Origin of the sequence: Arthrobacter sulfonylureivorans (assembly GCF_047607445.1) — a bacterium.
GTDB classification, from domain to species: domain Bacteria; phylum Actinomycetota; class Actinomycetes; order Actinomycetales; family Micrococcaceae; genus Crystallibacter; species Crystallibacter sulfonylureivorans_A.
On sequence record NZ_JBLKRT010000002.1, the window covers coordinates 181847 to 201004 of the forward strand.

17 protein-coding genes and 1 riboswitch are annotated in these 19158 nt (G+C 67.7%); of the genes, 8 read left to right on the forward strand and 9 right to left on the reverse strand.

The features are described from left to right. Nucleotides 1–29: 29 nt before the first annotated feature. Complete coding sequence (locus ACMX2H_RS01975; protein WP_414958723.1) at nt 30–446, reverse strand: CoA-binding protein; 417 nt, start codon at nt 444–446, stop codon at nt 30–32. 168 nt (nt 447–614) lie between these two features. Further along, nucleotides 615–1931, reverse strand: coding sequence for an alpha/beta hydrolase (locus ACMX2H_RS01980; protein ID WP_414958724.1), 1317 nt, complete (start codon nt 1929–1931; stop codon nt 615–617). 119 nt (nt 1932–2050) lie between these two features. On the opposite strand from ACMX2H_RS01980, the gene ACMX2H_RS01985 reads away from it, so the two are divergent. Continuing rightward, entirely contained in the window at nt 2051–2593 is a 543-nt protein-coding gene (locus tag ACMX2H_RS01985; protein WP_414958725.1) for a helix-turn-helix domain-containing protein, read from the forward strand. Between the two features lie 183 nt (nt 2594–2776). On the opposite strand, the gene ACMX2H_RS01990 is transcribed toward ACMX2H_RS01985, so the two are convergent. After that, entirely contained in the window at nt 2777–3145 is a 369-nt protein-coding gene (locus ACMX2H_RS01990; protein ID WP_414958726.1) for a VOC family protein, read from the reverse strand. Between the two features lie 324 nt (nt 3146–3469). On the opposite strand from ACMX2H_RS01990, the gene ACMX2H_RS01995 reads away from it, so the two are divergent. The 4 genes from ACMX2H_RS01995 (at nt 3470) to ACMX2H_RS02010 (ending at nt 8542) form a co-directional block, all read left to right on the forward strand. Continuing rightward, on the forward strand, nt 3470–4306 hold the full coding sequence (locus ACMX2H_RS01995; RefSeq protein ID WP_414958727.1) for an ABC transporter ATP-binding protein: 837 nt from the start codon (nt 3470–3472) through the stop codon (nt 4304–4306). Nucleotides 4307–4407: 101 nt separating this feature from the next. Next, nucleotides 4408–5451, forward strand: coding sequence for an aliphatic sulfonate ABC transporter substrate-binding protein (locus ACMX2H_RS02000; protein ID WP_414958728.1), 1044 nt, complete (start codon nt 4408–4410; stop codon nt 5449–5451). Continuing rightward, a complete protein-coding gene (locus ACMX2H_RS02005) occupies nt 5451–6371 on the forward strand; it encodes an ABC transporter permease (RefSeq protein ID WP_414958729.1) in 921 nt (306 codons plus the stop codon). Before ACMX2H_RS02000 ends, ACMX2H_RS02005 begins: the two co-directional genes overlap by 1 nt. Further along, nucleotides 6347–8542, forward strand: coding sequence for an acetate--CoA ligase (locus ACMX2H_RS02010; protein ID WP_414958730.1), 2196 nt, complete (start codon nt 6347–6349; stop codon nt 8540–8542). Before ACMX2H_RS02005 ends, ACMX2H_RS02010 begins: the two co-directional genes overlap by 25 nt. 306 nt (nt 8543–8848) lie before the next feature. On the opposite strand, the gene ACMX2H_RS02015 is transcribed toward ACMX2H_RS02010, so the two are convergent. Together ACMX2H_RS02015 and ACMX2H_RS02020 are read right to left on the reverse strand one after the other, a co-directional pair. Beyond that, complete coding sequence (locus tag ACMX2H_RS02015) at nt 8849–9082, reverse strand: DUF559 domain-containing protein (RefSeq protein WP_414958731.1); 234 nt, start codon at nt 9080–9082, stop codon at nt 8849–8851. Nucleotides 9083–9749: 667 nt separating this feature from the next. Continuing rightward, the gene (locus ACMX2H_RS02020; RefSeq protein ID WP_414958732.1) at nt 9750–9968 is read right to left on the reverse strand and encodes a hypothetical protein; all 219 of its coding nucleotides are present in this window, start codon (nt 9966–9968) and stop codon (nt 9750–9752) included. 468 nt (nt 9969–10436) lie between these two features. Between ACMX2H_RS02020 and ACMX2H_RS02025 the strand changes: the two genes are divergently transcribed. After that, entirely contained in the window at nt 10437–11426 is a 990-nt protein-coding gene (locus ACMX2H_RS02025; RefSeq protein ID WP_414958733.1) for an ArsR/SmtB family transcription factor, read from the forward strand. 38 nt (nt 11427–11464) lie between these two features. On the opposite strand, the gene malQ is transcribed toward ACMX2H_RS02025, so the two are convergent. Next, nucleotides 11465–13726, reverse strand: a complete 2262-nt coding sequence (gene malQ / locus ACMX2H_RS02030; protein ID WP_414958734.1) for a 4-alpha-glucanotransferase — start codon at nt 13724–13726, stop codon at nt 11465–11467. A gap of 9 nt (nt 13727–13735) precedes the next feature. Further along, complete coding sequence (locus tag ACMX2H_RS02035) at nt 13736–13939, reverse strand: hypothetical protein (protein WP_414958735.1); 204 nt, start codon at nt 13937–13939, stop codon at nt 13736–13738. Nucleotides 13940–14258: 319 nt separating this feature from the next. Beyond that, a riboswitch (SAM riboswitch) is annotated at nt 14259–14351 on the forward strand. A 98-nt stretch (nt 14352–14449) separates the two neighbouring features. Here ACMX2H_RS02035 and ACMX2H_RS02040 point away from each other — a divergent pair. Beyond that, nucleotides 14450–15922 carry an O-acetylhomoserine aminocarboxypropyltransferase/cysteine synthase family protein gene (locus tag ACMX2H_RS02040; RefSeq protein ID WP_414958736.1) on the forward strand — a complete coding sequence of 491 codons (1473 nt, stop codon included), beginning with the start codon at nt 14450–14452 and terminating at the stop codon, nt 15920–15922. After that, nucleotides 15919–16416: a CoA-binding protein gene (locus ACMX2H_RS02045; protein ID WP_136786079.1), complete on the forward strand. Its 498-nt coding sequence runs from the start codon at nt 15919–15921 to the stop codon at nt 16414–16416. Before ACMX2H_RS02040 ends, ACMX2H_RS02045 begins: the two co-directional genes overlap by 4 nt. A 282-nt stretch (nt 16417–16698) precedes the next feature. On the opposite strand, the gene ACMX2H_RS02050 is transcribed toward ACMX2H_RS02045, so the two are convergent. Further along, entirely contained in the window at nt 16699–17505 is an 807-nt protein-coding gene (locus tag ACMX2H_RS02050) for a carbon-nitrogen hydrolase family protein (RefSeq protein WP_414958737.1), read from the reverse strand. A gap of 186 nt (nt 17506–17691) precedes the next feature. Continuing rightward, nucleotides 17692–19083 (reverse strand): pyridoxal phosphate-dependent decarboxylase family protein, encoded by a 1392-nt coding sequence (locus tag ACMX2H_RS02055; RefSeq protein ID WP_414958738.1) that lies wholly within the window; start codon nt 19081–19083, stop codon nt 17692–17694. Nucleotides 19084–19158: the final 75 nt, after the last annotated feature.

Here is a 19158-nt window from a genome sequence, read left to right on the forward strand (position 1 = left end):
ACGGGCTGGCTGGCGGGCTAGCTGACGGGCTAGAGGCCGAAGCGCGGGGCTTCGATAGCCGGGCAGGTATCCATCACGACGTCGAGTCCGGCTGCCTTGGCCCGTTCCGCGGCGGCTTCGTCGACGACGCCCAGCTGGAGCCAAACCGCCTTCGCGCCGACTTCAATGGCCTGGTCCACCACCGGGCCGACCTTCTGCGAGTTGACGAAGCAGTCCACCACGTCGATCTGGTCCGGAATGTCCGCGAGTTTTCGGTAGCCGGTCAGGCCGTGGACATCGTCGCCCTGCAGGTTGACCGGGACCACCTCCATGTCCAGTTGGTCCATCAGGTAGCGGGAGATGCGCATGGCGACCCGGTGCGGGTTGGTGGACAGGCCGACGACGGCCCAGCGCGCGGGCGTGCTCAGCAGGCGGCTGACGACTTCAGGATCATTCTGGTGTGCCATGGCGCCACCCTACCCATCAGTTCCCGCCACCGGTACCTTCGGCGCCTGGTCCCCCGGCCGGCAGCCCCATCGACTCCGCAGATAACGCCCACTAAACCGCGATTTAGGGGCGTTATCTGCGGAGTCGATGGTTGGAGCGGCGAGTCCGTAGGCCGGCGCGGCCCGGGGTTAGCGGGCCAGCTGCTGGGTGTCGGATGTCCCGGAAGCCCCGGCGTTGGCCTGCTCCGCCACCCAGTTCCCCACCAGCGACAGCAGTTCGGCATCCACCGGCTCGCGGATCTGCCGCTTGTAGTCGGAGAGGGTCGGCGCCTTCGGGTCGCGCCGCAGCAGGTGCGAGAGGTCCTCGATCGTCCGCGTCGTCACCGGGCCCGGCACGGTGGCCGCGATGAGATTCAGGTCCTCCGGGTCCACCTGGACGTCCTTGGCACCGGTGATGGCCAGCACGGGCATCTGCAAGCGCTCCAAGTACGGAATCGGGTCGAAGTCGATGAACTCCCGCTGCCAGAGTGCGTTGATTTTGCGCCCCTGCATCCGCACCACGTCTTCGGTGGTGGTCCTGATCTTCTCCACCGACTTGGACTGGATGGTGACCAGATCCTTCCGCAGGACCTTCAGCAGAAGGCGCACGAACGCCGGCAGCGAGTCGCAGATCTGCGCCGTCTGCCATCTGCCGGTCTCGAAGCCCGTGTGCGCCGAAGTGGAGAGCAGTACCGTTCCGTCCAGCCGGGTGCCGGGCTCGGCCGCCACGGCAGCTGCGTGGTAGCCACCTTCGCTGTGGCCGACCAGGAACACCGGCAGGTCCCCGGCCTTCTGGGCGACCATCCAGCGGAGGGCGGCAGCGGCGTCGTCAGTGTTCTGCCGGAAACCGGCCGCCAGGAAGGTTCCGTCCGAGGCGCCGGTGCCTCGTTTGTCGTAGCGCAGCGAGGCGATGCCGCGGTCAGCAAGTTCGCGGGCCAGGTCGCGGCTGATGCCCAGCGGCATCCTCTTGTGGTCGGCGTTCCGGTCAATGGGGCCGGAACCGGGCAGGATCAGGGCAGCCCCGCGGACGGTCCCCGCCGGCTTGGCCCAGGTTCCGACCAGCTGCACCGTTCCGGAGGTGAAGCGGACCTCCTCCTCCGTAACCAGCTGCTCGGCAGGCAGTCCCGCAGCAGCACGGATCCGCGCAGCAACGTCCTCGGCGTCCGACAGCGAGACGACCACCCGGGCGTATTTCTGTCCGGACAGGTCCAGCTGGACGGCCGGGGTGCCCCGGCGGGCGACGGCAAGGGTCCTGCCGCGGCCGCGCCACGTACCGATCCTGGTCATGCCCGGGATCGCCAGACCGGGAGAACGCAGTCCGCGCACGCCGTCGAAAGCATCCGCCAGCACGTCCACCGACGTCACGGACGACAGCGGGAACGTCTGATTCCCGATCAGTCCGGCTACCTTCTCCATCCGATCGAGCTCCAGCAGAACCTCGTTGTTCCCTACCCGTATCGTCGCCATTGCGCCTCCCTTCGGATTGTTATTGCCTGTCAGTAAGTCGATTCAGCCCGGCCTCTGCGCCGGACAAGAATCATTATTATCAGTTGTGGGAACAATGTCAACTGTGAGAATATTAGGTCATGTCCCCCTCACCGAGCGCCGACCTGATCCTGCACCCGGTACGGCTGCGCATTGTGCAGTCGCTGCTGGGAGAGCGCGAATTGACTACGGCGGAGATCTCCGCGGAGCTGCCGGACGTCCCTACCGCGACCCTCTATCGGCACATTGGCACACTGGCCAAGGCCGGGGTATTGGCGGTGACCCAGGAACGGCCGGTCCGCGGCACTACCGAACGCACCTATCGGCTGGATGCCACCAAGAGTTCGGTGGAGGGTGATGATTTGGCATCCATGACGGCCGAGGACCACCGCCGAGGCTTCATGGCCTTCGCGGCCGGACTACTGGACGCCTTCGACCAGTACACCGCGCGGGACACACCGGATCTGGTCCGCGACGGCGCCGGCTACCGGCAGACCGCGCTCTGGATGACGGACGAGGAGCTGACGGAGTTCTCGGCTGCCATCCGGGCGGCCGCGCAGAAGGCAGCACCCAACGGCCCAGGCGAAGGCCGGCACCGCCGGCTGTTCTCCACGGTCCTGATCCCCGCAGATCCGCCCGCCTGACACTCAGCCTGTGCTTAGCCGGTGCCCCCTCGCACACCCGAGACCTGCGCCGCGCCGGCACCACTCGCGCGCAAAGTCTTGCGCCGCGTGACGGGTGGCTCCGCACCGCCGTCGTGCTTAGCCGGCGCCGTCCCGTACCCGAGGCCACGCCGCGTGACGGGTGGATCCGCGCCGCCGTCGTGCTTAACCGGCGCCCCAGCAGAAGCAGAACGGGTGGCCCGCAGGGTCGGCGTAGACCTGGAATCCGGAATCCGCCGCCGCGTCGTCCGCGGGTTTCAGCAGCTTGGCTCCGAGCGATGTTGCCTGCTCATGGGCTTCAGCCAAGTCGTCAATGTAGAGGTCCAAATGGATTTGCTGCGGCGCGCCGTCGGGCCATTCCGGCGGGGTGTGGCCGGGAGCCAACTGGAACGCCAGCCTGGGCTCACCGTCCACGAAAACGGTATGCCAGTCGTCGTCCGCCTTGACTGTCCCGTCCAGCAGGCCTGCCCAGAAGCTGCTCTCCGCGTCCAGGTCGGCGGCGTCGAACACAATGATGTGACGGTTGATTTTCATGCGGCCATCCTGCCACCGGGTCAGACCGGCGTCTACGGATTCGCACCCACCGGCAGGCACGGACACCGATCTTTGTGCCTCGGTTTGTTACGCCGCATTATTACGGGCCGCTTGCAGCAGGGGCCGGAAGTGCCGTTTAGTTAGTCGTGACCATCCCGAGCGGCCGAGAGACCTGGATCGACGACGCCGCAGCAACCCTGGTCACCGGAAGCCATCCCAGACTCCCGGTGATAACGAGGTGACAAGCCACGGGTACGGCCGGCGGAAGCCGGCTGCACGGCTTGAACCGTAGGGTGCTACTGCCAGGATCGATGGAGTGATCCCATGACTGCAGTCCTGTCGTCCCGCCATGCGGCTCCCGCTTCCGCTGAACCGTCTGCAGCTTCCGGTTCGGCACTGGCTGTCTCTTTCCGCGGCCTGAACCGTACCTTCGGCAAGGGCGCGAACGCCCACACCGTGCTGCGCGACGTGAACTTCGAGGTCCGTCCCGGCGAGGTACTGGCCATCCTGGGCCCGTCCGGCTGCGGCAAGTCCACCTTGTTGCGTGCCACCGCAGGCCTCGACGCACCCAGTGCCGGCAGCGTGGACATCGACGGCGCGCCGGTCCAGGGCATTGATTCCCGCTGCGCGGTCGCGTTCCAGGAACCGCGATTGCTGCCGTGGCACACCCTGCAGGCCAACGTCGCCATCGGCCTGCCCAAGGCTTCGAGCGCCAAGCAGGGCAAGTCCAAGGTGGCCCGGTTGCTGGAACTCGTGGGCCTGGACAAGTTCGCCAAGCACCGCCCGCGCGAAGTCTCCGGCGGCATGGCGCAGCGAGCCTCGCTGGCACGCGCCTTGGCCCGCAACCCAGGGGTGCTCCTGCTGGACGAACCGTTCGGCGCACTGGACGCGCTGACCCGGATCAAGATGCAGGATCTGCTGCTGGACATCCACGCGGCAGAACCCACCACCGTGCTGCTGGTAACCCACGATGTTGACGAAGCCCTGCAGTTGGCAGACCGGATCATCCTGCTCGGCAAGGAAGAAGGGCGCGAGCACGACGGCGCCACGATTGTGCGCACTGTAAACGTTCCCGGCACCCGCCCGCGGGACCGCGGTTCGGTGGAGCTGGCCCGAATGCGCCGCTCCCTGCTCGAAAGCCTCGGCGTGGACGGCCATTAGGCTGCCCTCTCCACCCTCAAGCATTTCCCGGGCCGCCTGCGCCCAAACCACCCGTAACCGCGGAGCTTCTCCTGCTTCGTGCACCGTTCGAAGGGACCACCATGTCTATTGCCCGCCGTTTCTCCCGCCGCTCGATCCTGGGCGCGGCCGCCGTCGCCGCCACCGCCTCGCTGGCACTGACCGGCTGCGTTGCCGGTGAAGATTCTGAAGCCACCGCAGCCGAGGGCACCGGCGATGGTGTGCTCAACATCGACTTCGCCACCTACAACCCGCTGAGCCTGATCATCAAGGAAAAGGGTTGGCTGGAGGCCACCTTGGCCGATGACGGCGTCGAGGTGAACTGGCTGCAGTCGGCCGGTTCCAATAAGGCCAACGAGGCGCTGCGCTCCGGCGCCGTCGACGTCGGATCCACCGCCGGTTCCGCGGCGCTGCTGGCCCGTGCCAACGGTTCGCCGATCAAGGCCATCAGCCTCTACTCGCAGCCGGAATGGGCCGCGCTGGTCACGCTGCCCGATTCCGGAATCGACTCGGTCGAGGACCTCAAGGGCAAGTCGGTGGCTGCTACCAAGGGCACCGACCCCTACTTCTTCCTGCTGCAGTCGCTGGAAGAGGCCGGCCTCTCCGCCGACGACGTCACCGTGGAGAACCTGCAGCACGCCGACGGTCTGACCGCGCTGAAGCAGGGCTCGGTTGACGCCTGGTCCGGACTGGACCCGATCATGGCCGGCGCCGAAAAGGACGGCGCCGAGCTGTTCTACCGGAACCTGGACTTCAACACCTACGGCTTCCTGAACGCCACCGAATCCTTTTTGGAGGAAGAGCCGGAGCTCGCGCAGGCCGTGGTCAACGCCTACGAGAAGGCCCGCGCCTGGGCCGCCGAAAACCCGGAGGAAACCGCCCAGATCCTCGCTGACGTCGCCGGCCTGGACCTTGAGGTTGCCACCAAGGTGATCACCGAGCGCAGCAACCTGGACGTGGAAGCGGCTCCGGGCGAGAAGCAGCGCGCCGTACTGGAGAAGGTCGGCCCGGCGTTCGTCGAGACCGGCGATGTGAAGAGCCAGGCCGACATCGACGAAGCGCTGGCCACCCTGCTGGATGACTCCCTGGTGAAGAAGGCCGATGCGTCGGCCATCAAGGAATCCTAATGACTCACCTCGGCAACCCCGGCGCCACCGGCAACAGCGTTTACGCCACCAGCCAGCAAGGCCTGGCAGCTTCCGGCGTCCTCAAGACCGCGGCAGACGGACCGGGCCAGGGCGGCCCCGCGCCGGAACAGCGCCCCGCCAACGGCCGGTCCGCGGCTGGCGTGCTGGGCAACGGCTGGGCCCGCCTGCTGCTGGGCCTGCTGCTGCCGGCGGCCGTGCTGGCGGCATGGCAGTGGAGCACCTCGGCCGGGTTGTTCAGCTCGGTGCAGTTGCCGGCCCCCGGGGCAGTCATCGAGGCCGCGGTGGACCTGCTCCAGCGCGGCGAACTGGCCCAGCACATGGCCATCTCCACCCAGCGGGTGCTGCTCGGGTTCGCCTTCGGCGCCGCCCTGGGCCTGGTCTTCGGCGTACTGATCGGCCTGTCCAAGGTGGCCGATGTGCTGCTCTCCCCCACTATCGGCGCGCTGCGTGCCGTGCCGTCGCTGGCGTGGGTGCCGCTGCTGATCCTGTGGATGAAGATCGGCGAGGACTCCAAGGTCACGCTGATCCTGATCGGCGCGTTCTTCCCGGTGTTCACCACCGTCTCGCTGGCGCTGCGCCATGTGGACAAGAATCTGGTGGAAGCCGGCCGCGCATTCGGGCTGAAGGGCGTGAAGCTGCTGACCACCGTGCAGCTGCCGGCAGTGGTGCCAGCCGTGTTCTCCGGCTTGCGTCTGGCGCTGGCACAGGCATGGCTGTTCCTGGTGGCGGCGGAACTGATCGCCTCCTCCATGGGTCTGGGCTTCCTGCTCACTGACTCGCAGAACAACGGCCGCACCGACAGGCTGCTGCTGGCCATCGTCCTGTTGGCCATCATCGGCAAAATCACCGACGCGCTCCTGGGAGTTGCGGAGAAATGGGCAGTAAAGAGATGGGCATAGAAGTAGCCGAAACCGCCGCCGGCCGGAGCGCCGCCGGAGGCACCGCCGTCGTACTTGAAGAGGGCGTGGCCCCGTACCGCGACCAGGTCACCGCCTGGCCGGAGCCGCAGACCGAGGCCGAACGGATTGCGTTCTGGGAGCGTGCCGCCAGCCGGCTGCAGTGGGCCGAACCGTGGCATACCGCGCACTCGGCCACCCCGGTGGACACCGAGGCCCGGCGCGGTCCTGAGCTGCGCTGGTTCGACGGCGGAAAGCTGAACGCTGCGGTCAACTGCGCCGACCGGCACGTGGCCGCCGGCCTGGGCGACAAGGTGGCGCTGCACTTCGAGGGCGAACCCGGCGACCGCCGCACCGTCACCTACCGCGAGCTGCAGGAACTGGTCTCGCAGGCCGCCAACGCGCTGCTGGCCCTGGGCATCGGCAAGGGCGACCGGGTGGTCATCTACCTGCCGGTGCTGGTGGAGACGATCGTCATCACGCTGGCGTGCGCCCGGATTGGAGCGGTGCATTCGCTGGTGTTCGGCGGCTTCTCCGCGGAGGCACTGAAGTTCCGGGTCGAGGACACCCGCGCCAAGCTGCTGGTCACCACCGACGGCCAGTACCGGCGCGGCACTGCCGTTCCGGTCAAGGCCAACGCGGACGAGGCCGTCTCCGGTGAGAACGCGATCGAGCACGTGCTGGTGATCAACCGGACCGGCCACACGGACATCAACTGGGTGGAAGGCCGCGACGTGTGGTGGCACGACGTGGTGGACGCCCAGCCGCGGGTACATGAGGCGGAGGCGTTCGACGCCGAGACGCCGCTGTTCATCATGTACACCTCCGGCACCACCGGCCAGCCCAAGGGCCTGGTCCACACCACCGGCGGGTACCTGACGCAGGCCTCGTTCAGCCACTCGTACCTCTTCAGCAACCCGGATCCGGAGACGCGTGCCGACGATGTGCACTGGTGCACGGCGGACCTGGCCTGGGTCACCGCGCACACCTACGAGATCTACGGGCCGCTGAGCAACGGCGTGACCCAGGTGATCTACGAGGGCGTGCCGAACGCCCCGCACCCCGGGCGGCACTTCGAGGTCATCCAGCGCTACGGCGTGACCAGCTACTACACCGCGCCCACACTGGTCCGGTCGCTGATGGGCTGGTTCCCGGACGGCATTCCCTCCGAGTACAACCTGAGCTCCATCCGGCTGGCCGGCACCGTGGGCGAGGCGGTGAACCCGGAGGCGTGGCGCTGGCTGCGCAGCCAGGTGGGCCGCGATTCGCTGGTCGCCGGGGACCCGGCGTCGGGCATTCCCATGGTGGACACCTGGTGGCAGTCCGAAACCGGCGCCACCGTGCTCTCGCCACGGCAGACGGACGAATCCTTCAAGCCCGGCTGCGCCACCCGCGCGCTGCCGGGGCTGGCCACCGACATTGTGGACGACGGCGGTGCCCGGGTGGGTGCCGACCAGCAGGGCAACATTGTGGTCACCCAGACCGGGCCGTCGATGGCGCGGACCGTGTGGGGCAACCCGGAGCGCTACTACACGTCCTACTGGGAGAAGTACTCGGCGCAGGGCTGGTTCCTGGCCGGCGACGGCGCCCGGTTTGACGCCGACGGCGACATCTGGATCCTGGGCCGGACCGACGACGTCATCAACATCTCGGGACACCGGCTGTCCACCATCGAGATCGAGTCCGCGCTGGTCTCCCACCCGGCCGTGGTCGAAGCCGGCGTCTGCCCGACCTACGACGCCAAAACCGGCCACGCGGCGACCGCTTTTGTGGTGCCGCTGGACAAGTCGCTGATCGGGAGTTCGGTGAGGGTTGGCGGGGCTGGTGGGGCGACTGGTGAGGCTGGCGGGGCCGCTGGTGAGGCTGGCGGGGCCGGAGCGAGAGCTGCCGGGGCTCCTGGTACTGCAGGCGGGGCCGGAGCGAGCGGTTCCGGGGCTCCGACCCCCGAGCAGGCCGCCGCCATCAAGGCTTTGCGCGACCACGTGGCCACACAGATCGGCCCGATCGCCAAGCCGCGCGACGTGGTCTTTGTGCCGGACGTGCCCAAGACCCGATCCGGCAAGATCATGCGTCGGCTGCTGACCCAGTTGTTCGAGGGGACGACGCTGGGCGACACCACATCGCTGCAAAACGAGCCATGCATCGCGGAGATCCAGGCCATCTGCCAGCGGTAGCGCCGGCCCGCCCGGCTCGGCGAGCCGCGGCCCCGCGAGGCGCGGCCCGGCCCGCGGGCGGGACGTGGCTGGCTGCGGGCGCCGATGCGGCCCCGAGGCGGCGCGGCCCGGGGTGAGGCGGGCCCGGCCCGCGGCCGGTCCCGCGGCCAGCTGTCCCTCCCGACCGCCCGGCTCGGCTCCAGCCACCATCCGTTCGCTCCCATGTCTTAGCGGAGGCTCAAAAAGTTTCCCCTAGTCAGAGCTTTGTAAACGTTTTAAGACGTGGGCAAATACTCCTATACATGGGAGCGAACGATTGAACCCTGCTCAGGCCGACCGGCGCAACATGGTCTGAACCTCAGCGACAACGCGTTCCGGCGTGAAGACCAAATCCTCGTAGACATATCGAAGCGTGGGCAACCCGCTGAGCATGCCCGCATTGTTCCGCCTCCGGTCCTTGAGGAACGTTGCCCGATCCCAGTGGAAGTCGAACCCATCCAGCTCAATGATGAGGCGGCCTTCAACCACCAGGTCCACCCGTCCGAGTCCCCGGATTCGCACCTGAGTCTCCACATGGAGACCGGCACCTCGGAAGAGTTCCCGGGCAATGACCTCCAGGGGCGAGTCTGCGTCATGTCCTACGCTGTGGACAACCTGCCGCCGCAAGCTATTTCGCGTTCCCGGCAGGTGTTCCACAAGCTGTGCTTTCGTCACTCGTCCGAGGCGTACGGCCGACTCGGCGATGACCAGGGCTTCCAAGCGTGGACGGCAACGGATGGCGTGCAGCACACAATCCAAAATCCCGACGTAACCCCACCTGCTTGTGGTCACCAGAGGGCCCCGGTGCTTGACGGCGTCAAGCTGCCGGCCGTGAGCCGTCCACAGATGCAGTTGGTTAGGGGCCTGCATGGTCCAAAGCCCGAGTTCTCGAGCCGCCGAGACACATGTAATGAGCCCTCCCGCTGTCATTGCGATGCGGAGATTCGGATCCGCATCGGCTGTGCCTACCAGCCCCCGCTGAAGGGACGTTACGGTACCGGAGGAGATAGCCGCCTTGAGCGCGTCTGGTCCGATGCCTGCCCTCCGCAGATCCTTGACGGAGGCCGTACCTCCTTTATGCGCCACATAGTCGGCGATCATTTCTGGAGTCTGCATGACACCGAGGATGCCTGCGCCCTGCGCCCGTCACCACTGTTGGCCCTGAATTGTGGATATCTGCACCCAGTAGTTAGTAGCGGCCGCCGAAGAGGTGGATCTGCGTTCGGACTTTGTCGCGGTGGTCCTCGATCAGGGCGTCTTTGGCGGCCCCGGCGTGCCAGGACGAACGGAGCCAACGCGCCGCTGCCGCTAGACGATCGAAGGTTGAGGCGGCTGCGGACCAATTCCCCTTTACGGCTCCGACATTGGCAGGCGGCTGCTCCGGCGACAGGGTCGGTCGAGTGCTCACGGGGACCGGGGGGACGCTGGCAGAGGCCGGACGAGCGCTAAGGGGAACCGGCTGGACGTTTACCAAGGCTTGCGGACGCTGGCAGAGGCCGGACGGACGCCAACCGGGGCCGGACTGACGGACGCTGGGGCTGAGGACTCGGAGCGATATGCGCGGTGATCGGAGTCAGCGCTCCGGTGATCGGCGTCAACGCTGCGGTGCGGGGTACGAGTTGTAGTAGTCATGGGTTCAGATTCCGCTAGCCCTCAGGGAAGAGCCACGATTCGGCGGAACCCGAATCGGGAATAATTCAGGACTGTCCCGGAATCCGTAGCGCTAACTCGAACTGCTAGACGGTAGGCCCATCGGGTCAGCGAAAGCCAGATCGCCCCCCTAGCGTGGACAGCGGTGAAAGGCGCCGCAACACGGCCACGATTCGGTCTACCCCGAATCCTCGACCGGCGCACCCGGCGACCTTACGCTGTTCCCATGCACATCACGCTCAGCAGCGAGGGCCTGACCAAGGTCCGGTTCGAGGCGGCGCCGCTGGGCGAAACAGTCGCCAGCCTGCGCGCCCTCCAGGTCGGCACGCCCATCCACCGCCCGTGGATTGAGGCCACCAAACGGCGCATCGCCGAATCGCCCGATCCGCACGCCCGCGACCACCTGCGCCTACTCACCGCGCTCGTTCCACCGAAGGGCTTCCTGGCTGACTCCATCACGCCTACCCCCAAGTACCAAGGCACGTTCACCGAAGGCCTTGCCGCCGTCGCCGATGTGCCGCCGGAGGTGTGGCAGCGCGACGTCAATCATCTGCTGAGCCAGAACCCTGCCGACTATGCCCGCGAGGAACTGCAGCGGCTCGCGGAAGACATCGACACCGGCATCCCCCGCATCACCGCCGCCCTTGAGTGGTACTGGAGCACCGCCATCGAACCCGTGTGGCCACGCCTGCGCTCCCTGTTGCTGGCCGATATTGACAGCCGTCTGGCGCAGCTGGCCCGCGACGGCATCCTCGAGGTGTTCAAAAGCCTGCACCCCAGCGTGCGCCCCACACCCACCGGCCTGGAGATCATGCGCGGCTGCGAGGCCGACGATGTGCCCGAGCCCGGCGGCGGACTGCTGCTGGTGCCCAACGCGTTCGTCTGGCCCAACACGTTGGTGCTCAACGTCAGGCCGTTCGTGCCCACGCTGACCTATGCACCGCGCGGGGTCGGCCGGCTCTGGGAGGCCAGCCGCGAGGCCACGCACAGCCCGGTGGCGCGGCTGCTCGGCAAGACCCGGGCGCAAATCCTCGCGCAACTCGATGTACCAATGACGACGACGCAGCTCGCCCGCTGCTTGGACCTCGCCGCCGGGACGGTCAACGAGCATCTGAAGGTGATGTCCGAGAGCGGCCTGGCTGCCACCATGCGCTCCGGCCGCGAGGTGTTCTACCGACGGGCCGAAACCGGCGAAGCACTCCTGGCGCGGCTGTAACGACTCTCGCTGGCTCTGGACCGCGGGAAGGCGACCGACTAGCCCTCCCGCAGCGCGCGGATCAGCGAGTCGAACCTTTCGTTGGCGGCTAGGTCCTCGAGCAGGACGGCTTCCCCGTTCGGGCCGGCTAGCGGGATCCGCCAGTTGGGGTACTCGTCCGCGGTGCCCGGCTGGTTCTGGGTCCGCCGCTCCCCCACCACGTCGGTCAGGGCAACCCCCAGCAGCACCGAGGGAGTCTGGGCGATGAACGCGTGTAGCGCCTCGATGGTGCGCTGCTCGCCGGAGGTGCCCGCGCCGCCCGAAGTGCCCGCGCCGCCGGAGGTGCCCGCGCCGCCGTCGTGCTGTGCAGCAGCCGGAACCCGCGAGCGCACCAGCGACAGCACGGACTCCTGGGCTGCCCGGTCCAAGCTGCGCTCCTCCTCCACCGGCCGGTTGAGCAGGCCCAGCGACTCGCGCAGGTCCACGTGTTCGCCGGCAAGGTAGCCGGCGGTGGGCGGCAGGTCGTGGGTAGTGACGCTGGTGAGGCAGGAGCTGCGGTAACTCTCCGGCGGGCGGGGGCTCGCGCCGTCGTACTCAAACCACAGGATGGAGGTGCCCAGCACGCCACGCTCGGCCAGGTAGTCCTGCACCCCCGGCTCGAAGACCCCGAGGTCCTCGCCGATCACCGCGACGCCTGCCCGCTCGGCTTCAAGGGCGAGGATGCCGATCAGGGCTTCATGGTCGTAGTAGACATAGGCGCCTTCGCCGGGAGTGCCGCCGACGGGGATCCACCACAACCGGAACAGTCCGAGGATGTGGTCCACGCGGATGCCGCCTGCATGGCGCAAGATGGTCCGCAGCATGTCCCGGTAGGCGGCGTAGCCGGACTCGGCGAGGCGGCCGGGATGCCACGGAGGCTGGGACCAGTTCTGGCCCTGCTGGTTGAACATGTCCGGCGGCGCACCCACCGAGACGCCGGCGGCCAGCACCTCCTGCAAAGCCCAGGCGTCGGCGCCGGCCGGATGCACGCCTACGGCTAGGTCATGCACGATCCCGATGTCCATTCCCGCGTCGAGGGCGCGGCGCTGCGCGGCCTCTAGCTGCTGGTCGCACAGCCATTGCAGCCACTGATGGAACTCGATCCGATCCTTCAGCGCGCTGCGCTGCGACTGGATGAACTCCGGATCGGACCATTCGGCAGCGCCGGGCGGAAGGGCTTCGGCGAGGGCACACCACAGCGCGAAGCGCTCCAGCCCCTCGCCTTCGTGCGCCCGGAAGGCTTCGAACTGCTGCTGTCGTTCGGCGGACCGGGGTACCGCGAAGACCGCTTCCAGCGCCTGCAGTTTGGCCGCAAACACCGGATCGCGGTCCAGGATGCCGGCGTCCAGGTTCGCGCTGTGGAAAGTGTTGTCCAGCGGGATGTCCCGGGCTTCCGGCACGTCCTCGACCCGCAGGTAGATCGGATTGACGAAGCGGCGCGTTGTCGGCAGGTAGGGCGAGGGCTCCACCGGCGGCTTGGGCTGCGCCGCGTGCAGCGGGTTGATCAAGACGAAGCCCGCGCCTTTGGCGGCAGCCGTTTCGGCCAACACGGCCAGGTCGTCAAGATCGCCGATGCCCCAGGACGACCGGGAGCGGACGGAATACAGCTGCGCCATCAGGCCCCAGCTGCGGTCAAGCCGGTCGGCGGTGCTGAGCCGTTGCGGGGTAACCACCAGCGCACACTCCGCTTGGCTGTCGGACGTCGCCGCGGGCGGGGCGGTTTCGGGTTCGGTCGCGGTTCCGGATCCGGTGCGGGCCTGGGTTCCGGACCCGGCCACGGTTCCGATCCCGGCCTCCGGCCCGGCCCCGGCTTCGGTCCCGGCCACTGGACCGGCGTCGGCCCCGGTCCCGGCCTCGGTCACCTCAAGCCTGTGCCAGCCCAGCGGGAGATCGGCCGGTACCAGCGCGGCCAGCCGGTCCCGCGGAACGCCCGCCGCCTGGTGCGGCCCGCCGGCCACCACCTCGACGTCGCGCCGCGACCCGTCCTCCAGCAGGATCCTGACCCGAGGCTGTGCCCCCGGACTCACATTGACCGGGATCTCAATGGCGTCACCTTGGCGGACGACGACGGCGGGCGGCAACGTTCGTTGCAACGGCGCGAGTTCCGCGGCCCGGAGAGAGACGGTGACATCGTCGTCGGTCTTGCAGGGGACATCCAGTGCGGTCAAGACAGCAACCAGGGTTGCCGGGCTGACCGCTTTCTCAGCGCCGTCCCAGCCGCGGAAGGTAACGCCGACGCCGTGTTCCTGTGCGAGGCGCTGCAGCGCCGTGAGCTCAGCCATGGGCCCAATCTACGGGTGGCGCGGGATGCGTGCACCCCGGGTGGGCGGTTGGGCAGCAGCTGGCATGAGGGTCTCCACGCGCTCGCTGGCGCTCGCTTGGTCGACCACCGGACGGCTGGCGCTCACTTGGTCGACCACCGGACGGCTCGCGTTCGCTTGCTTGACCACCGGACGGCTCGCGTTCGCTTGCTTGACCACCGGACGGCTGGGCACAACGGTCTCCACGCGCTCGCTTGGTCGACCACCGGGAGGCTGGCGCTCGCTTGGTCGGCCACCGGGGGTGGGCGCTCGCTTGGTCGACCACCGGGAGGCTGGCGCTCGCTTGGTCGGCCACCGGGGGTGGGCGCTCGCTTGGTCGACCACCGGGTGGCTGGCGCTCGCTTGGTCGGCCACCGGGGGTGGGCGCTCGCTTGGTCGACCACCGGACGCGGGGCACCTACGGTGAGCACCGCCGTCGTACTGGAAATTCAAGGCGGTACGCAACGCGGCTCAACAATTTTGGCGGCGGCGGTCGAACTTGCGAGAATGGTCGGGACCATCCCGAGCGGTTGAGAGATCTGGCTCTTTGACACCGCAGCAACCATCCGGCCTCCCGGAAAGGTGCTACCGCCAGAAGCGATGGAGAGAGCGCAAGCAATCTTTGATCCAGATGGCGCTGCCGCATTGGACCGCGCCGACAGGACCGTCATTGCCTCGGGAACCCAAGTTTGAAGGAGCTGCCTGATGGCTGAACGCACATTCGGTTTCCGCACCCGTGCCCTGCACGCCGGCGGCACGCCCGACGCCGAGCACGGCGCGCGGGCGGTACCGATCTACCAGAGCACGTCGTTCGTGTTCAAGGACACCGACGACGCCGCGAACCTCTTCGCGCTGCAGAAGTACGGCAACATCTACTCGCGCATCGGCAACCCCACCGTGGCCGCGTTCGAGGAGCGCATCGCCTCGCTCGAGGGCGGCATCGGCGCGGTGGCCACGTCGTCGGGCATGGCTGCCGAATTCATCACCTTCGCGGCGTTGGCCGGCGCGGGCGACCACATCGTGGCCTCGTCCAAGCTCTACGGCGGCACCATCACCCAGTTGGACGTGACGCTGCGCCGGTTCGGCGTGGAAACCACGTTCGTTGACTCCACCGACCCGGCAGACTTCGCCGCGGCCATCGGCGAGAACACCAAGGCCGTCTACACCGAAATCGTGGCGAACCCCTCCGGCGACATTGCCGATCTGGCGGGCCTGGCGGCCGTGGCGCACGACGCCGGCATCCCCCTGGTGGTGGACGCCACCTTGAGCACCCCCTACCTGATCCGGCCGATCGAACACGGCGCGGACATTGTGATCCACTCCGCCACCAAGTTCCTCGGCGGGCACGGCACCACGCTGGGCGGCGTCGTCGTCGAATCCGGCCGCTTCAACTGGGGCAACGGCAAGTTCCCGCAGATGACCGAACCGGTGGCCAGCTACGGCAACGTGTCCTGGTGGGGCAACTTCGGCGAGTACGGCTTCCTGACCAAGCTCCGCTCCGAACAGCTGCGCGACATCGGGCCGTCGCTGTCCGCGCAGTCCGCATTCCAGTTGCTGCAGGGCGTGGAAACGCTGGCACAGCGCATGGACGAGCACCTGGCCAACGCCCGCAAGGTGGCCGAGTGGCTGGAAGCCGATGAGCGGGTCTCGTGGGTCAGCTACGCGGGCCTGCCTACACACCCGCACTATGAGCGCGGCCAGAAGTACCTGCCCAAGGGCGTGGGCTCCGTCTTCAGCTTCGGCGTCAAGGGCGGCCGCGTGGCCGGCCAGAAGTTCATCGAGTCGCTGCAGCTGGCCAGCCACCTGGCCAACATCGGCGACGCCCGCACCCTGGTGCTGCACCCGGGATCGACCACGCACCAGCAGCTCACCGCAGACCAGCTGGTGGCCGCCGGAGTGCCCGAGGACCTGATCCGCATCTCCGTGGGTCTGGAGGACGTGGACGATATCCTCTGGGACCTGGACCAAGCTCTGGCTCTCGCTACCGCGGCGGTCGACCAGGCCAGCACCCCGGTGGTCGACCAAGCGAGCGCCAGCGAGCGCGTGGAGACCCGCGCGGAGACCGGTGAGTTCGACGCCTCCGCGTTCGCTGCCCCGGAGTACGACGGCGCCGCGTGCGCCCTTCCGTCGGCCCGCCCCGGTGCCGGCGAAACCGTTGAGACAGGAGCCGCCAATTGACCGCGACAGCAGAACGCAGCTGGGTGGGACCGTCTGCCCCGGAACGACTGAACATCCTGCGCAACACCAAGTCGATCGCCATTGTCGGCGCCTCGGACAAACCCAGCCGGGCCAGCTACTTCGTGGCCACGTACCTGCTGTCCAGCTCGCCGTACAAGGTCTACTTTGTGAACCCGGTGGCCAAGGAGATCCTCGGCCAGCCGGTGTACAAGTCGCTGGCCGACCTGCCCGAGGTCCCGGACCTGGTGGACGTGTTCCGCAAGCACGACGACCTGCCCACGGTGCTGGACGAGACACTGGCCGTCGGCGCCAAGACCATCTGGCTGCAGCTGGGCTCGTGGCACGAGGAGGTTGCGGCCAAGGCCGAGGCCGCCGGCCTGAACGTGGTGATGGACCGCTGCGTGAAGATTGAACACGCCCGCTTCCACGGCGGTTTGCATCTGGCCGGTTTCGACACCGGCGTGATCTCCTCGAAGCGCCAGCTGACCGCCTAGAAGGGACTCGGCAGGGCCTCGCATCCCAGCCAGCGTCCGCTGATACCAATAGTGCCCGGTCCTCTTCGGAGGGCCGGGCACTGCCTATTCATCCCTTGCGCCACGTAGGCGCGACGAAGGACCGGGGTTAAAATCAGGTGGAAAATCAGAAGCCGCGCCACAGCTTGTTGGGGGGGTAAAAGCTGTGGCGCGGCTTCCTCATATGTGTAATCGCCGCGGGCTATGGAAAAGTTACGGCTCCGCTGAAATCTTTTTCGGCAGCTTCCCTGCCCGCGCAAAGGGTCAGTGCGCCGGGACGATCTCCACCGTGCTGGCGAGCCGGCGGTTCTTGAGCACCGGCAGGAACTCGCGTACTTCGTCGATCCGGCGCCGGGTCACATCTACGGTGACGACGCCGCGTGGTTCGTCGTCCAGGTAGGCCACCGGGATCCCCATCGGATCCAGGATCGCCGAATGCCCCACGGTGTTGGTACTCGAGGTTCCGGCCGCTGCCACCCAGCAGGTGTTCTCGATGGCGCGGGCACGCAGCAGCGTTTCCCAGTGCTCGATCTTGTGGTCGCCCTTGAACCAGGCCGCCGGCACGCTCAGCAGGTCCGCCCCCTGTGACGCCAGCGCCCGCGCCAGTTCGGGGAAGCGCAGGTCATAGCAGGTGAGTACCCCGATGTTCAGCTCCCCCAACTGCACGATCTTCAGGCCGCCGTCGCCAGGTTTGATCCGCTTGGACTCCTGGTAGGAGAAGGCGTCGTAGAGGTGTAGCTTGCGGTAGGTGTCCACGATCTTGCCGGAGGAGTCGACAATCACCAAGGTGTTGTAGGGCCGCTCCTCGCCACTAGATTCGTAGCCGCCCGCGATAATCGCGATCCCGACCTCCGCGGCGATAAAGGACAGTTGCTGCACGAACGTGGTCCAGTTGGCATCCACGGCAGCGGCCAGATCGCCCTGCACGTGCCGCACGGTGAACATCGACTCTTCGGGCAAGATGATGAGTTCCGCGCCGTCGGCCTTGGCCTCTTCCGCAAGCGAGCGCACCGTGGCGAGGTTCTCCGTCATGTCCCCGCTGGGGTTGAGCTGTCCGACGCTGATCTTCATGATGCGCTCCCGTCTTGCTGGCGGCGTGTGTCCTTCCAGCCTACCTAAGGTGAACTCCGTCGGCGCAGGTGGGAACGTTGCATTCAGGGTACGACGGCGGTGGGTCGGGCCGGGTGCAGCGACGACGACGGCGGGTTGGGTCGGGTGCAGCGACGACGACGCCGGGCCGGGGATTATCCGTCCGGGTCACCGGGCGCAGCGCAGGATGGCGTCCACGCTGCGGTCGGCGTCCTCTTCGGTGGTGGACCAGTTGCAGACGCTGATCCGCATCGCCGCCATCCCATGCCAGGTAGTGCCGGACAGCCAGAGGGTTCCGTCTTCCTGTACCCGGTGGACGACTTCACGGGTGAACTCGTCCGGGTCGGAGCCGTCTTCCGGCGTGAACCGGACCAGTACCTGGTTCAGCACCACGTCGTTGAGGATTTGGACACCGGCGGCTCCGGCCAGTTGTCCGGCCATTCGTGCGGCGAGCGTGCAGCAGCGCCCCACCAGGTCAGAGACGCCCTCCCGGCCCAGCGTCCGCAGTGCTGCGTAGGCCGGGAACCCGCGGGCGCGCCGGGAGAACTCCGGCACCCAGGCCACCTCGTCACGCTCCTGCCCGTACTCCAGGTAGGCCGCGTGCGGTGGGGACATGGTGCGCTGGTGAACATCGGAGTCGCGGACGATAGCGATGCCGGAGTCGTACGGAACGTTGAGCCACTTATGCGCGTCAGTTGCCCAGGAATCCGCCAGTTCCACGCCGTCCAACAGGTGCCGGAGCCCGGGGTTGGCCGCAGCCCACAGGCCAAAGGCGCCGTCCACGTGCACCCAGGCGCCCTCCCGCCGTCGCACCCGTTCCACCGCCGCCGCGAAGGGATCAAAGGAACCGGTGTTCACGTTGCCGGCCTGCAGGTTCACGATCAACGGCGCACTCTCCGGAATCCGTTCCAGTGCGGCATCGAGGGATTCCAGCGTGATCCGGCCCTGCTCGTCCGTGTCCACCAGATGAATGCGGCGTCGCCCCAGCCCTAGGTACTGCAGGGCGGACAGCACTGTGTTGTGGGCTTCCTCCCCGAGAACGACGGCGATCTCCGGTGCGCCGAAGAGCCCATCGCCGACCACGTCCCAGCCGGCTCGCTCCAGGACAGCCGTCCGGGCCGCAGCCAGGCAGGTGAAGTGGGCCATCTGGCAGCCCGTGACCAGTCCATAGCCGCAGCCCGCAGATAGGCCGAACAAATCCAGCAGCCACTTGCCCACGGCCTCTTCCACCACCGACGCCGCCGGGCCCCCTACATATAATCCGGCGTTCTGGTCCCAGGTGGAGGTCAGCCAGTCGGCGGCAAGGGCGGCAGGCTGGGAACCGCCAATCACGAAGCCGAAGTAGCGCGGGCCGGCCATCGCCACGGCAGCCCTCCCGCCGACCTCCGCCAGGTGCTCTATAACCTTCCGCGGGTCCTCGCCGCGCTGCGGGAGTTCGCCCACCAGCTCCCGGCGCAAGCCGATAACGTCCATTCCCGTTTTCACCGGGCGGTCGGGCAGCGACCGCAGATAGTCGGTGGCAAGCTCGGCCGTGCGGCGCAGCAGTTCGTCGTCCCACATGTCGTGCATGCTACGCCCGCGGGTCTCGGTTGGGACAGGGCAGGCGGTGGTTTGTGGGGCTTAGTAGCGGTTTGT

Excerpts from the sequence above, each read along its gene's own strand:
- ACMX2H_RS01975 (WP_414958723.1), bottom strand. The coding sequence starts at position 446 with ATGGCACACCAGAATGATCCTGAAGTCGTCAGCCGCCTGCTGAGCACG.
- ACMX2H_RS01980 (WP_414958724.1), bottom strand. The coding sequence starts at position 1,931 with ATGGCGACGATACGGGTAGGGAACAACGAGGTTCTGCTGGAGCTCGAT.
- ACMX2H_RS01985 (WP_414958725.1), top strand. The coding sequence starts at position 2,051 with ATGTCCCCCTCACCGAGCGCCGACCTGATCCTGCACCCGGTACGGCTG.
- ACMX2H_RS01990 (WP_414958726.1), bottom strand. The coding sequence starts at position 3,145 with ATGAAAATCAACCGTCACATCATTGTGTTCGACGCCGCCGACCTGGAC.
- ACMX2H_RS01995 (WP_414958727.1), top strand. The coding sequence starts at position 3,470 with ATGACTGCAGTCCTGTCGTCCCGCCATGCGGCTCCCGCTTCCGCTGAA.
- ACMX2H_RS02000 (WP_414958728.1), top strand. The coding sequence starts at position 4,408 with ATGTCTATTGCCCGCCGTTTCTCCCGCCGCTCGATCCTGGGCGCGGCC.
- ACMX2H_RS02005 (WP_414958729.1), top strand. The coding sequence starts at position 5,451 with ATGACTCACCTCGGCAACCCCGGCGCCACCGGCAACAGCGTTTACGCC.
- ACMX2H_RS02010 (WP_414958730.1), top strand. The coding sequence starts at position 6,347 with ATGGGCAGTAAAGAGATGGGCATAGAAGTAGCCGAAACCGCCGCCGGC.
- ACMX2H_RS02025 (WP_414958733.1), top strand. The coding sequence starts at position 10,437 with ATGCACATCACGCTCAGCAGCGAGGGCCTGACCAAGGTCCGGTTCGAG.
- malQ (WP_414958734.1), bottom strand. The coding sequence starts at position 13,726 with ATGGCTGAGCTCACGGCGCTGCAGCGCCTCGCACAGGAACACGGCGTC.
- ACMX2H_RS02040 (WP_414958736.1), top strand. The coding sequence starts at position 14,450 with ATGGCTGAACGCACATTCGGTTTCCGCACCCGTGCCCTGCACGCCGGC.
- ACMX2H_RS02050 (WP_414958737.1), bottom strand. The coding sequence starts at position 17,505 with ATGAAGATCAGCGTCGGACAGCTCAACCCCAGCGGGGACATGACGGAG.
- ACMX2H_RS02055 (WP_414958738.1), bottom strand. The coding sequence starts at position 19,083 with ATGTGGGACGACGAACTGCTGCGCCGCACGGCCGAGCTTGCCACCGAC.